Raw genomic sequence first — 13,517 nt, 5'->3', positions numbered from 1 at the left:
AGTAATGAAAAGTGTCTTTATCTTTACTTATTATGATCATATGCTTTTTACTGCTAATGGTAATTGGCCTGCCCATCGCATATAATCTGATCGTCACGACACTCGTTTATACAATGGTCGCGGGATTTGATCCAATCCAGATGGCAATCAAAATGTATGGAGGAATGAACAGCTTTTCCTTTTTGGCGGTTCCGTTTTTTGTATTAACAGGACAGCTCATGCTCAGGGGCGGATTGCTGGAGCGGCTGATTAAGTTTGTAAATGCATGGTTCGGACGGTTTAAAGGGGCGATTGCGATCGTTACGATCGGGGCATCTCTGTTGATGGGATCGATCGTGGGGCTTGCAGTGGCATCGGCGGCATCTCTGGGAGCATTTTTGATTCCAATGATGAAAAAAGAGGGGTATTCAGCACCGTTTTCAGCAGCTGTCATGTCTTCAGCTTCCTTGCTCGGACCAATTATGCCACCAAGTGTTTTGATGATCCTTTACTGTACGGCAGTGGGAAAGACTTCCATTACTGGTATTTTTATGGCCGCCGTAACACCAGCCATACTGATTGCTCTGCTGCAATGTATGGTGGCGCACCGTGTTGCCAAGAAAAGGGATTATGCGTCTTATGGTAAGACGACCTTGTCGGAGAAGATGCATGCCACAAAGTCAGCGATTCCGGCACTGGTGCTGCCAGTGATTATTCTGGGCGGTATATTCAGCGGCATTTTCTCTATCACTGAGGCATCTGGCGTAGCAGTTGTTTATAGTGCTATTCTTGCTTTCTTTGTGAACAAGAGTGTGAAGTTAAAAGATATACCGGATATGATAATCGAAGCGGCTTCAACATCCGGCCTGGTATTGATCTTGGCAGGTGCGGGAACTGCAATGGCATGGGGAATTGCCAATGAACGAGTGATGGATATGCTGATCGGACCAATGTCAGCTCTTCCGCCGTGGGTGTTCTTGCTGATTGTGAATATAGTAATGCTGATCTGCGGGATGTTCATGGATGATTATGCATCTACGGTCATACTTGCACCTATTATTGGACCGATTGCATGGGCTCTTGGAATCAATCCGTTACATATCGGAGTGGTATTTTGTGTCAATCTGGTTGTGGGACTTGCGACTCCGCCATTTGGAATCACCTTATTCGTTACAAGCCCTGTAGCAGGGGTAAAATTGGAGGAAACGGCCAGAGAGTCCCTGCCATTTTTGGCAGTGACGATTGGAGTATTACTGTTAATCACGTTTGTGCCTCAGGTGGCACTTTGGCTGCCGAGTCTGATGGGATATACAGGATAAGAATAGAATATTAAGGAGAGAAAGATTATGAAGAAAAATATAAAACGATTTTTAGCAGCAGCTCTTGTCCTCTGTTTCAGTGTTTCAGCAGCCGGGTGCCAGATGAAGACCACGAACAGCTCCGGCGGTTCATCGGACGGAGGGGCTGCAGAGGAGGATGTTTCCGGAAATTACGTGATCCGTATCGCGTGTGAGAACTCAGAAACCTATCCTGCGACTCTTGGACTTGAGGTCATGAAGGAATATATTGAAAAAGAGACAGATGGTAATGTTGAGGTAAATATTTATGCAAGCGGTCAGCTGGGAGGAGAGGAAGAAACTCTGGAGCAGGTAGCTCAGGGCTCTTTGGAAATGGCAGTTGCATCTTTTGCTCCTGTGGTGACCTATGATCCGGAATTTGAAGTTATGGATATTCCGTTTGTATATAATACATATGAAGAGGCATGGATGGTATTAGACAGCCACATTGGAACAGATATGCTGGATTCTTTAAAAGAATGTGACATGATCGGCCTTGCATTTATGGAGAACGGTTTCAGACAAGTGACGAGCAGCAAGGCTCCGATTACCGGCATAGCTGATCTGAATAGTCTGAAGATTCGTACGATGCAGAATAATAACCATATGGAATTCTTTGCAGCGCTAGGTGCAAACCCGACTCCGGTAGCTTTTTCTGAACTTTATATGTCACTCTCTCAAAATACGGTAGATGCTCAGGAGAACCCGATCGCAAACGTTACAGATAAGAAACTTTACGAGGTACAGAAGTATTTATCGCTGACAAAACATATCTATGACGCAATGCCATTAGTCTGCAATCTTAAGTTTTTTGAAAGCCTGCCTGGAAAATATCAGGGCATCGTGAAAACAGGGGCCGTACTTGGTATGGAATACAGCCGGTTCTGTAACGCAGAGAGGGAAGAACTAATCTTAGATGAAGTGACCAATCTCGGAATGAAAGTAAATGAACTGGATGATGCGGCACGCGAAGAGATGAAAGCTGTTGCACAGCCAGCGGCAATGAAATCAGTTGCAAAGGATATCGGCCAGGATAAGGTAGATGCATATCTTGCTGATGTTGAGAAGGTACTTAATGAAATTAGCGATTATTAATCGGGAGAGGGTTAGAAATGATTGAAGCATTTGACAAAGTAATAACGGTTCTTTATAAAATTATAAAGGTGATTTTATGTGTTGTCCTGCTTACAATGGTTGGTGTATTGATGGCTCATATTATTTTCCGTTATGTTCTGAACAATTCTCTGACCTGGTCAGAAGAACTGTTAAAAATCCTGCTTGTATGGTTCGGGATGATGAGTGTGGCGATCTTAGCTGTTCGAAGAGAGCATGTATCGATCGTGATTTTTAAAGAGCATATGCCCAAGAAAATGTCCGTAGCCCTTACTAAGCTGACACAGATTATTACAGTTGTGATCTGTCTGATCGTCATTTACGTCGGCATACAATATGTACTTGCAGCCGGACATCGTCCCACACCTGCACTTCGTCTGCCATATGGATATGCATATGCATCAATTCCGGTATCTTTTGTCTTTGTAACGATTTTTGAACTTCGTAATCTGATCGTAGATCTGACCGGCAAAGGTAATTATGCCGCAATTGAAAAAAAAGAAGAAGATTTGACAGGCGGCAGTGATATGAAGCTGGATTAAACAGAAGCGGATTCTTATGTTGCTGGTACAGCGGTTTTTATGCGGATAGCAGAGAAACGCTGTGCCAGTTTTTGTATGGAGGAATGTGGAAGATGTATCATTTAGAAAAAAAGGATCAGTGGATTTATACAGACCGGGAACTTGATATGATGGTCACAGTACCTTCAGGCTGGAACGCGGTCAAATTGGAGACGCCCAGGCTGCCGGCACTGCAAGATGAGGAAGCAGTAAAGAAGGCGATCAAATGCCCTGTTTATGGAAAATCGGTAAAAAATCTGGTTGTTGAAAAAAATGCAAAATCTGCATGTATTTTAGTATCGGATGCGACGAGAGCTGTTCCCACCGCGCGAATGCTGAAATATGTGGCAGAAGAGCTGCTCAACGCAGGTATTCCTTATAATCAGATTTACGTTTTTGTGGCAATTGGTGTCCATCGGGAAGCAACGGAAATGGAGATGAAAAGTTTTCTTGGAGATCTTTATGGCAGGATATCCATTGAAAATCATACGCCTTTTGACAAGTCTAATTTGATCTTTTTAGGCGAGACAAGTCATGGTACACCTGTCTGGGTTAACCGGAAAGCATATAATTGTGATCTGCATATTCAGATCGGAAAGGTAGAACCCCATGAATTTGCGGGATTTTCAGGTGGGCGAAAATCTGTTTTACCGGGCGTCAGTGGGGAAGAAACAATCTTGATCAATCACAGGCCGAAAATGATCCTATCGGAAAATGCAGTCATAGGGGTGCTGGAAGGAAATCCGGTTCATGAGGACATGGTGGAGAGTGCGGAAATATTCAGGATTGACTTCGGAGTTAACTGTATTATCAACAATCGGCTGGAACTTTCCGCGGTTTTTGCAGGGGATATGACGAGGTGCCATTTGGCAGCGATAGAATATATCAAAAAATATCTTGGCGTCAAAATGAAGGCTCCGGACATTTTGGTAACTACACCGGGGCAGCCATTGGATATTGATTTTTATCAGGCAGTAAAGGCACTGATAGCTCTTACAGAAGTTCTCGATAAAAAAACGAAAGTGGTATTGTACTGCGAATGTCCGGAAGGAGTGAATTCGGAAGATATGCTGGGAGCTTTTAGAAGTGGAGAGAGTCTTGAACAAGTAATTTCTTATACGAAAGAAAACTATAAAATTCAAATGGATCATGTTTTGCTGCTTTCAAAGGTTTTGAAGAAAAATGTTGATATTTTTGTATGCTGTAAAAATGTTTTTGATGAAGAAATCAGGGAAATGTTCATGACTCCTTGTAAGACGCTCCAAGATGCGGTTGACGAGGCAGTCAAGCTTACAGAGAAGAAGGAAGGCGAGATTCTGTTTTATCCGAGACCTCAGACCGGGTTGCCGGTTTTGGAATAGGGATTCATTCTATTTTAGGCGCTGCAGTGCTTGGACTGAAAATATTCCAGGAACTGCAGCGTTTTTATAACCCCAGGTAAAATCCCTGGTTTAGAATAGATTCTGTCCGTTCGAGAACTCTTTGTGACTCTGCATAGTTCTTCTGAGCGATGGCGGCAATGAGATAATTGGAAAGGCTCAAAGGAGCTGCGTAAGAATTTTTGTAGGAAAGACTGGAAATGGAACAAGGCAGGATGACATCGCCATATCCCTGAACAGCACTATAGTTTTGACTGGTAAAAAGTATGATAGTGACCCCCTCGTTTTTCAGCCATGAAAGTACAGTGGTGCTTAGCTTTGAGTATCGGGGAAACAGATAAGCAACACAGACATCTCCTGGCTTTGCACTTACGATTTCTTCCGGATACAACATTCCTACGGATTGAATCAGATGAATGTTTTCCCGAATTTCACTTAAACGGGAAGCTGTGTAGTAGGATATGGAGAAGGAACTTCTCATTCCCAAAACATACACCGTAGGCGCGGTAGAGATCAGATCGATCGCCTTTTGCAGATCTTCTACATTTTGTGCCTCCAGTGTAGACTGAATGTTATGGATATCGTTTTGGAAAGAATCAGCCAATAGCGTGTTCGACGGATAGTCTTTGTGCAGTAATAATCGTTCTGGAAGGCTGACTTTTGTCTGGAACCCGTTTTGAATATCTTTTTGCATTTCTGAATAACCAGTGTATCCAAGCGCTCTTGAAAAACGTATGACGGTCGTAGTACTGACGCCAATACGGTCTGCAAGTTCTTCTAACGTACAGAATGCAATGGAGTTTAGGTTATTGGATAGATAATCTGCGATTACTTTTTGAGAGCGTGTAAAATCATTATAGTTATTATTTAAGGCTTGTAAAAAATTTGACATACCATATCCCCTGCCTATGTGTAATATATGTAGATTCTATCATTTGTTGAAAGGGGTGTCAACGAATGAAGTGAAAACGTCTTGCTGCTGTTCACGCCCGAAGCGTGAGAACAGTAACAATGTTATTCCTGCGTTGTGAGGAAATAATATAAAAATCTGGAATGTAGAATTGATTTCTGGTATGATTGAAAAAAGAAAGAGAGGTGCTGTGTATGCCATTGCCAAACAAAGAGTTAGCGTTTGAAAGGACATCAGCGAAACAGAGGGTATACGAGACCGTAAAAGACTGGATTATTGAAGGGCAGTTTAAACCTGGGGAAAAGGTTTCGGATATTGAGATCGCAGATTATTTTAAAGTCAGCAGGACTCCGGTACGTGAGGCGCTGCAGCTTTTGGAAGCGCAGAAATTGGTGAAATCTTACCCGGGGAAAGCGACAATTGTAACAGAATTAGAGAAAGACGATATTGAAAAATGGTATCTGCCGATGGCCATGCTGCAACAGCTGGCGATCACACTCGCTGTAGAGAAGATTACACCGGCCCATATAAATCATCTCAAAAAGCTGAGTGATGTGTTCAAAGAGTGCATAAAAGAACAGGAAAAGCCCATGCCTATATTAAAAGCGGATAAAGCTTTCCATAGCTGTATATTGGAGGCAGCTGGAAATGAATACATTACGGATTTTTGCGATGTGCTGTGGATACATATTCAGAGACTGGAATACAGCTTCTTCCGGGACACTCCTTTGGAAGCATCTGTGGAGGAGCATGAAAGGATGATTAAGGTGCTGGAAATGAAAGACAGTTATCTGGCTTCTGTACTTGCAAAGGAACATTGGGACAGGACGGCATTGTCGATCCGTGAGTTGAATAAAAATGTGTAGGAGATTGGGTGTAGAGGAACGGATCTGTTTTATTTAGGATCCGTTTTCTTCTATTCACCATTTGTCATACTCGTGACTGTTTACAACCTGCGGGCGTGTACAGTAACGCATACTCCACGCTGAATCCACGCTGAAGACAGGGGAAACAGTTGTCTTGTGCCGAATGTTTGTGATATACTATATAAGTTATGACAAAAGGATTTTTCTGAAATATCGGGAGGCTTACAGGTGGAGGCTTATACGAGTTTTGCGTCCGTGTACGATACATTTATGGACGATGTGCCCTATGAGGAATGGGGAGAATATCTGCACGGTCTTTTAAAAGAATATGGGATCAATGACGGCCTGGTGCTGGATCTGGGCTGCGGGACGGGGACGATGACGGAGCTGCTGGCGGATCTGGGATATGATATGATCGGGGTGGACAACTCTGCGGATATGCTGGAGATTGCATTGGAAAAAAAGGTGGAGTCCGGGCACGATATCCTGTATCTGCTGCAGGATATGCGGGGATTTGAGCTTTACGGGACGGTTCGCGCGATCATCAGTATCTGCGATTCGGTGAATTATATTACGGAGCCGGACGAGCTGCGCCGCGTGTTCTTTTGGGTGAATAATTATCTGGACACGGATGGGGTTTTTATTTTTGATTTTAACACAGAATATAAGTACCGGGAGGTACTGGGTGATACGACCATTGCAGAGAACCGGGAGGAGTGCAGCTTTATCTGGGATAATTATTATTATGAAGAGGAGCAGATCAACGAATATGAGCTGAGTCTGTTTATAAAGGATCAGGAATCCTCAACGGGTGGTGCTGAGATCTACCGGAGATACCAGGAGACGCATTTCCAGCGGGGCTATACCCTGGAGGAGATGCGGGAGCTTGTGAAGACGTCCGGGCTTAAGCTTTTAGCTGTGTATGACGCATTTACCAAAGAGGCTCCGAACACTGAGAGCGAGAGAATTTATGTGATTGCAGGAAAAGGACAGAGAACAGGAGAATAGGAATGGAAGATTATATTGTAAGAGCAACCGCTGCGAACGCGCAGATACGTGCATTTGCCGCATCGACAACAGAACTGGTGGAGCAGGCAAGACAGCGCCACAATACAAGTCCGGTGGCGAGTGCAGCGCTGGGACGGCTTCTGACGGGAGGCGTGATGATGGGGAGCATGATGAAGAATCCTACCGATATCCTGACGCTGCAGGTGAAGTGCGCAGGACCCATAGGCGGACTTACCGTAACAGCAGACAGTCAGGGGAATGTAAAAGGATATGTAAATAATCCGGATGTGCTTCTACCCCCAAAAAACGGGAAACTTGACGTCGGAGGAGCTCTGGGGGCAGGTTTTTTAAATGTAATCAAAGATATGGGGCTGAAAGAGCCATATTCCGGGCAGACTGTACTTCAGACAGGGGAAATTGCGGAGGATCTGACCTATTATTTTGCAACTTCTGAACAAGTGCCCTCATCCGTGGGGCTGGGAGTCCTGATGGAAAAGGACAATACCGTCAAATGTGCAGGAGGATTTATCGTACAGGTGATGCCGTTTATTGAGGATGAGGTGCTGGAACGTCTGGAAAAGAATATTCAGAATATCCAGTCCGTTACAGCAATGCTGGACAACGGTCATACGCCTGAGGACATGCTGGCAAAGGTTCTGGAGGGACTGGAGCTGGAGATCGTGGATACACTTCCGGCACATTTTTCCTGCAATTGTTCCAAAGAGCGGATTGAGAAAGCGATTATCAGCATCGGGAAAAAGGATATCCAGTCCATGATTGATGACGGAAAGGATATCGAGGTAAAATGCCATTTCTGCAATACCGCTTATAACTATACGGTGGATGAATTGAAGGAACTGCTAAAAAAGAGCAGATAGAGACGCGGTAAATGAGCACTCTGCATTAAAAAAGGAGGAAGTCAATGAAACAAGGATTTGTGAAGGTTGCAGCGGCAACACCGGATATCAGGGTTGCAGATGTGCCATATAATATGAAGAAAATCTGTGAGGCAATCGGGGAAGCGGCGCAGGAACGGGCTAAGATCCTGGTATTTCCGGAGCTGTGCATCACCGGATATACATGCGGGGATTTATTTACCCAGGAAGTGCTGCTGCGGGACGCAAAAGCTGCACTTTTGAAAATCGCAGCATTTACGGCGGATAAAGATATTCTGGTCTTTGTGGGTCTTCCTCTTTGTGTAGACGGAAAGCTTTATAACGTAGCGGCAGCGCTGAACCGAGGCGAAGTGCTGGGGCTGACGACCAAGATGTTCCTGCCAAATTACGGTGAATTCTATGAGATGCGCCAGTTTACTCCCGGACCGGATACCGCCAGAGAGATCCTGTTTGACGGGAGCCTCGTTCCCTTTGGCCCTCAGATTCTATTCCAGGCAACAACGATGGAGGAACTGATCGTATCGGCCGAGATCTGTGAGGACGTATGGTCTCCGATCCCGCCGAGCATTCACGCGGCTATGGAGGGAGCCGTAGTGATCGTGAACTGTTCCGCCAGCGATGAGACAATCGGAAAGGGACGCTACCGCAGAGAACTGATCCAGGGGCAGTCAGCCAGGCTGATCGCGGGCTATATCTATGCCAATGCAGGGGAGGGGGAATCCACCACAGACCTTGTATTCGGAGGACACAATTTGATTGCCGAGAACGGGGCTGTTTTAAAAGAGGCGAAGCGTTACTGCAATGATATTATTTATTCTGAGCTGGATATTCACCGGCTGACAGGAGAGCGGAGAAAGAATACTACATTTAAGACAACCGGTGAGCGCAGCCTTATCCGGGTGCCGTTCTATATGGATATAGAGAAAACGGCTCTCACCAGGCATTTCCCGAAGCAGCCCTTTGTTCCTTCTAATGAGAAGGAGCGGGCAAGAAGGTGTGACGAGATTCTGACGATTCAGTCCATGGGGCTGAAGAAGCGGCTGGCACATACCCATGCAAAATGCGCTGTCGTGGGAATCTCCGGCGGGCTGGATTCCACGCTTGCGCTGCTTGTAACTGCACGGGCTTTTGAAATGCTGGGAAGAGACAAAAAGGAGATCATCGCCGTGACAATGCCGTGTTACGGAACCACGGACAGAACCTATCAGAATGCCTGCAAGATGGCGGTTCAGCTGGGGGCCAGATTGCAGGAGGTGCGGATTGCCGATGCAGTAAGCGTTCATTTCCGGGATATCGGGCACGATCCGGAGGATCACAGCGTAACGTATGAAAATGCGCAGGCCAGGGAGCGGACCCAGGTGCTGATGGATCTTGCAAATGAGATGGGCGGTATGGTTATCGGAACCGGCGATATGTCGGAACTGGCGCTGGGCTGGGCGACTTATAACGGAGACCATATGTCCATGTACGGAGTCAATGCGTCCGTGCCGAAGACGCTGGTGCGCCATCTTGTGAAGTACGCGGCAGATGTGACCAGAGACGGTCAGCTAAAGGAAGTATTATATGATGTTCTCGATACGCCTGTGAGCCCGGAACTGCTTCCGCCGAAGGACGGGGATATCGCGCAGAAGACAGAGGATCTGGTAGGACCCTATGAACTGCATGATTTCTTCCTGTATTATTTTGTGCGTTTTGGCTATGAGCCGAGCAAGATCTTCCGCCTGGCTGTGGAAACTTTTGAGGACAGCTACGACAATGTTACGATATTGAAGTGGCTGGAGACATTCTGCAGGAGATTTTTCTCCCAACAGTTCAAGCGCTCTTGTCTGCCGGACGGGCCGAAGGTGGGAACCGTGGCACTTTCCCCGCGGGGAGACTGGAGGATGCCAAGCGATGCGTGTGTGGCTGTGTGGCTGAAGGATCTGGAAAATATTTCGCTGATGGATACGCTGTAGAAATAAAAAGTACGGTTGGGGATAAGGAGGAATTGCAGGATGAAGCTGATCAGAACAGAGGAGGCAGAGGGATGTGTGCTGTGCCATGATATCACACAGATTATCCCTGGAGTTACAAAAGATGCGGTATTTCGGAAAGGGCATATCGTGACAAAGGAGGATATTCCGGTGCTGCTGTCCGTGGGCAAGGAGAATCTGTTTGTGTGGGAAAAACAGGAGGGGATGCTCCACGAAAACGATGCTGCCGAGATCCTGCGCCAGGTATGCCAGGGGAGCTATATGGAACCCTCGGAGGTAAAGGAAGGAAAAATCGAGCTGACAGCTGCCTGTGACGGTCTTCTGAAAGTCGATCGTGATAAACTGAACCGGATCAACGGCATGGGGCAGATTGTGGTGGCTTCCCGGCACGGGAATTTTCCGGTCAGAAAAGGGGATAAGATAGCCGGCATGCGTGTTGTGCCGCTGGTGATTGAGGAAGAGAAGATGGAGCAGGTGAGGCAGGCATGCGGAGCCGGCCCTATTTTTCAGATTCTGCCTTTCCGGAATATGAAAGCAGGAATTGTGACAACAGGAAGTGAAGTATATTATGGGAGAATCCAGGATAAGTTTACCCCTGTGGTGATTGAAAAGCTTGAGGAGTACGGGATCGAGGTTCTTGGAAACACCGTGTGCAATGACGATTCGGAGATGGTGACCGAAGCCGTCCGGGAGTGGCTCGGGCAGGAGGCGGACATGGTGGTCTGTACCGGCGGTATGAGCGTGGATCCGGACGACAGGACCCCCCTTTCTATCCGCAATGCCGCGGATGAAGTCATCACATATGGGGCGCCGGTTCTGCCGGGCGCGATGTTCATGCTTGCCTATGCCGGGGATGTGCCCGTGATGGGGCTGCCGGGATGCGTCATGTATGCCAAACGAACCATCTTTGATTTGGTTCTGCCGCGGATCGTGGCGGGGGAAAGGCTGACGGAAGAAGACTTTACGGTGCTGGGGCAGGGCGGGCTGTGCCTGTCATGCCCGCAGTGCATGTTTCCGAATTGTGGGTTTGGGAAATAGAGATTTGGGGCCGGTTTTGGGGGTGCGATGGGTGGGGGACGCTGAAAAACCGGGAATCCTGCCCCATACCGGGAGCATCTATGCCATTTTAAAAATCCGCTCCGTTTACGTAAGAGGCCCTAAAGGAAAAAACACAGAAAATGGCGGTCCAGCGGCATGCAGCCCGAAATTTGATAATTTCGGGCCTTAGGCCGCTTCAGGATTTGACGTGAGACGTCAAATTCTGCCCACCATTTTCTGTGTTTTTTCCTTAAGGGCCTCTAACGTAAACTCTAGGACTTTTAAAATGGCATAGATGCTCCCGGCATGGGGCAGGATTCCCGGTTTTTCAGCTGGTACATCCGGTCGCTGGGAAAAACCCGCCCACAGGAGGGGATCTAAAACGGGGGCGGCGTATTGATTCGATTGGCGGAATGTGTAAGGCCCGGTATGTTATTGTGGATTATGTTACCTTTTTTATAACTGCTGCTATATATAGAGTGTATATATGTAATTTCAGTATAAGACTATTGCGCTAATCCTATTGTCTAAAGAACATGCTATCTTCTTTACCTACTGGAGCTATTTTATACCACCAAGCGAATCAATACGCTGGCCCCGTTATAGCGCCTCCCCTGTTGACGCGCTTTACTCCCGATTGGATGAACCCAGCGAAATGAAGGGATCGCCGCAAGTCTTCCAAATGCGTATATGCCGTTGCGTAGTGCTAAAGCGGGCCTTAGAAATTCTTGGAAACCGACAGACGAAAAAGCAGGGAGATTTTGTGATCACCAAATCACAAAATCAGGCGGCCCAGCGCGAGAAATCATCGGATTTCTCGTGATGTGCCGCCTGTGCCCTGCTTTTTTGTCTGTCGGTTTCCTAGAATTTCTTGGGTCCGTGTCCGCACAACGCAACGGCATATACGCATTTGGAAGACTTGCGGCGATCCCTTTATTTCGCGCCCCCATCCGTCGCCAAGTCTAAAGCTTGCCAACTGCAAAGTTTATATTGACAGTAAATTTCTGAGGTGTTAGGATTATATATATAGAATAATAAAATGAGAGAATACTTATATAGGTTCATAATCGGATGGACGTTTCTACCAACTACCGTAATAGTTGACTATAAGTATCTGCGGAGGCATCTCTGCAGTTACTTGTGCGGCAGGGATGCGGGAAGGAGGCGTCAGCAGATGAATGAATCTATTTTTATATTAAAAGGAAATATTGTATACAGCAGGAGTGCAGAGGAACTGGAGATATGCGAACACGGCTATCTGGTCTGTGAAAACGGACGGGTGAAGGGGGTGTACCAGACTCTGCCCTTTGTGTATGGAGGAATTCCGATTACCGATTATGAGGACCGGCTGATTATACCGGGTCTGGTGGATCTGCATGTGCATGCACCGCAGTATTCGTACCGGGGACTGGGAATGGACATGGAGCTTCTGGAGTGGCTGGAGACGAATACATTTCCGGAGGAGGCGAAGTTCCGGGAGACGGAGTACGCGAAGAAGGCATACCGCATTTTCGTGGATCGTATGCGCAGAAGTGCTACCACCAGAGCATGTATCTTTGCCACTGTGCACAGAGAGGCAACCCTTCTTTTGATGGATATGCTGGAGGAAGCCGGATTAAGTACGATGGTCGGCAAGGTGAATATGGACAGAAACTGCCCGGATTACCTGCGGGAAGAGTCGGCGGAAGTATCTGCCGCGGAGACTGTGGAATGGATCAAGGATGTGCTGCATAAGAAATATAAGCATACAAGGCCGATCCTGACGCCCCGTTTTACGCCGAGCTGTACGGATGACCTGATGGAGCGGCTGAAAATGATTCAGATGCGCTATGAACTTCCCCTGCAGTCACATTTGTCGGAGAATCCGGGGGAGATTTCCTGGGTGAAGGAGCTCTGCCCATGGTCAGAGTTCTATGGGGATGCTTATGACAAGTTCGGCCTTTTTGGTTCGGACTGCCGGACGATCATGGCACACTGCGTATATTCGGATGAGAAAGAAATAACCAGGATGAAGGAGAACGGCGTATATATTGCGCACTGTCCGGAATCCAATATGAACATTGCCTCCGGTGTGGCTCCCGTGAGAAGGTTCCTGGCTGAGGGACTTCATGTGGGGATGGGAAGCGATGTGGCCGGAGGTTCTACGGAGAGCATTTTTACGGCTATGGCCCACGCCATCCAGGCATCCAAGCTCCGCTGGCGGCTGCTGGACGATTCCTTAAAGCCGCTGACCGTGGAAGAGGCATTTTATATGGCCACAAAAGGCGGCGGAGAGTTCTTCGGCAGGGTTGGAAGCTTTGAAGAAGGCTATGAGATGGACGCGGTTGTGCTGGATGATACAAGGCTGGAACATCCCCAGCCGCTGGATGTGAAAAAACGACTGGAGCGGATGATTTATTTCTCGGATGACAGAGAGATCTATGCAAAATATGTAGAAGGCAGCAGGCTGTTTTAACGT

11 protein-coding genes and 1 riboswitch are annotated in these 13,517 nt (G+C 47.1%); of the genes, 10 read left to right on the top strand and 1 reads right to left on the bottom strand.

Going from position 1 to position 13,517, the window contains the following annotated elements:
• Window positions 1-11: 11 nt before the first annotated feature.
• The 4 genes from BN1938_RS14850 to larA all read left to right on the top strand — a co-directional run bounded on the left by BN1938_RS14850 (window position 12) and on the right by larA (window position 4,350).
• Complete coding sequence (locus tag BN1938_RS14850) at window positions 12-1,298, top strand: TRAP transporter large permease (RefSeq protein ID WP_070102362.1); 1,287 nt, start codon at window positions 12-14, stop codon at window positions 1,296-1,298.
• A 27-nt stretch (window positions 1,299-1,325) separates the two neighbouring features.
• Window positions 1,326-2,411: a DctP family TRAP transporter solute-binding subunit gene (locus tag BN1938_RS14845; RefSeq protein WP_050641351.1), complete on the top strand. Its 1,086-nt coding sequence runs from the start codon at window positions 1,326-1,328 to the stop codon at window positions 2,409-2,411.
• A gap of 17 nt (window positions 2,412-2,428) precedes the next feature.
• Window positions 2,429-2,971, top strand: a complete 543-nt coding sequence (locus BN1938_RS14840; RefSeq protein WP_050641350.1) for a TRAP transporter small permease — start codon at window positions 2,429-2,431, stop codon at window positions 2,969-2,971.
• A 92-nt stretch (window positions 2,972-3,063) separates the two neighbouring features.
• On the top strand, window positions 3,064-4,350 hold the full coding sequence (gene larA / locus BN1938_RS14835) for a nickel-dependent lactate racemase family protein (RefSeq protein ID WP_050641349.1): 1,287 nt from the start codon (window positions 3,064-3,066) through the stop codon (window positions 4,348-4,350).
• A 64-nt stretch (window positions 4,351-4,414) separates the two neighbouring features.
• Here larA and BN1938_RS14830 read toward each other — a convergent pair whose 3' ends face one another.
• Window positions 4,415-5,260, bottom strand: coding sequence for a MurR/RpiR family transcriptional regulator (locus BN1938_RS14830; protein WP_050641348.1), 846 nt, complete (start codon window positions 5,258-5,260; stop codon window positions 4,415-4,417).
• Between the two features lie 212 nt (window positions 5,261-5,472).
• Between BN1938_RS14830 and BN1938_RS14825 the strand changes: the two genes are divergently transcribed.
• From BN1938_RS14825 to BN1938_RS14800, 6 genes are all read left to right on the top strand, one after another.
• A complete protein-coding gene (locus BN1938_RS14825; protein WP_050641347.1) occupies window positions 5,473-6,144 on the top strand; it encodes a GntR family transcriptional regulator in 672 nt (223 codons plus the stop codon).
• A gap of 228 nt (window positions 6,145-6,372) precedes the next feature.
• Window positions 6,373-7,152, top strand: a complete 780-nt coding sequence (locus BN1938_RS14820) for a class I SAM-dependent DNA methyltransferase (RefSeq protein ID WP_050641346.1) — start codon at window positions 6,373-6,375, stop codon at window positions 7,150-7,152.
• Window positions 7,153-7,154: 2 nt separating this feature from the next.
• On the top strand, window positions 7,155-8,030 hold the full coding sequence (gene hslO / locus BN1938_RS14815) for an Hsp33 family molecular chaperone HslO (RefSeq protein WP_050641345.1): 876 nt from the start codon (window positions 7,155-7,157) through the stop codon (window positions 8,028-8,030).
• 44 nt (window positions 8,031-8,074) lie between these two features.
• Complete coding sequence (locus tag BN1938_RS14810) at window positions 8,075-10,003, top strand: NAD(+) synthase (RefSeq protein WP_050641344.1); 1,929 nt, start codon at window positions 8,075-8,077, stop codon at window positions 10,001-10,003.
• Window positions 10,004-10,042: 39 nt separating this feature from the next.
• Window positions 10,043-11,059, top strand: a complete 1,017-nt coding sequence (locus tag BN1938_RS14805; RefSeq protein WP_050641343.1) for a molybdopterin-binding protein — start codon at window positions 10,043-10,045, stop codon at window positions 11,057-11,059.
• Between the two features lie 1,031 nt (window positions 11,060-12,090).
• A riboswitch (purine riboswitch) is annotated at window positions 12,091-12,186 on the top strand.
• A gap of 47 nt (window positions 12,187-12,233) precedes the next feature.
• Complete coding sequence (locus BN1938_RS14800) at window positions 12,234-13,514, top strand: amidohydrolase family protein (protein ID WP_050641342.1); 1,281 nt, start codon at window positions 12,234-12,236, stop codon at window positions 13,512-13,514.
• Window positions 13,515-13,517: the final 3 nt, after the last annotated feature.

Source organism: Eubacterium sp. SB2, assembly GCF_001244405.1.
GTDB lineage: Bacteria > Bacillota > Clostridia > Lachnospirales > Lachnospiraceae > Faecalicatena > Faecalicatena contortus_B.
Note: the sequence above shows the minus strand (reverse complement) of the source record. Positions and strands in the feature narration are given on the sequence as shown.

Coding starts and splice junctions, on each gene's coding strand:
- BN1938_RS14805 (WP_050641343.1), top strand. CDS start 10,043: ATGAAGCTGATCAGAACAGAGGAGGCAGAGGGATGTGTGCTGTGCCAT.
- BN1938_RS14810 (WP_050641344.1), top strand. CDS start 8,075: ATGAAACAAGGATTTGTGAAGGTTGCAGCGGCAACACCGGATATCAGG.
- BN1938_RS14840 (WP_050641350.1), top strand. CDS start 2,429: ATGATTGAAGCATTTGACAAAGTAATAACGGTTCTTTATAAAATTATA.
- BN1938_RS14800 (WP_050641342.1), top strand. CDS start 12,234: ATGAATGAATCTATTTTTATATTAAAAGGAAATATTGTATACAGCAGG.
- larA (WP_050641349.1), top strand. CDS start 3,064: ATGTATCATTTAGAAAAAAAGGATCAGTGGATTTATACAGACCGGGAA.
- BN1938_RS14830 (WP_050641348.1), bottom strand. CDS start 5,260: ATGTCAAATTTTTTACAAGCCTTAAATAATAACTATAATGATTTTACA.
- hslO (WP_050641345.1), top strand. CDS start 7,155: ATGGAAGATTATATTGTAAGAGCAACCGCTGCGAACGCGCAGATACGT.
- BN1938_RS14825 (WP_050641347.1), top strand. CDS start 5,473: ATGCCATTGCCAAACAAAGAGTTAGCGTTTGAAAGGACATCAGCGAAA.
- BN1938_RS14845 (WP_050641351.1), top strand. CDS start 1,326: ATGAAGAAAAATATAAAACGATTTTTAGCAGCAGCTCTTGTCCTCTGT.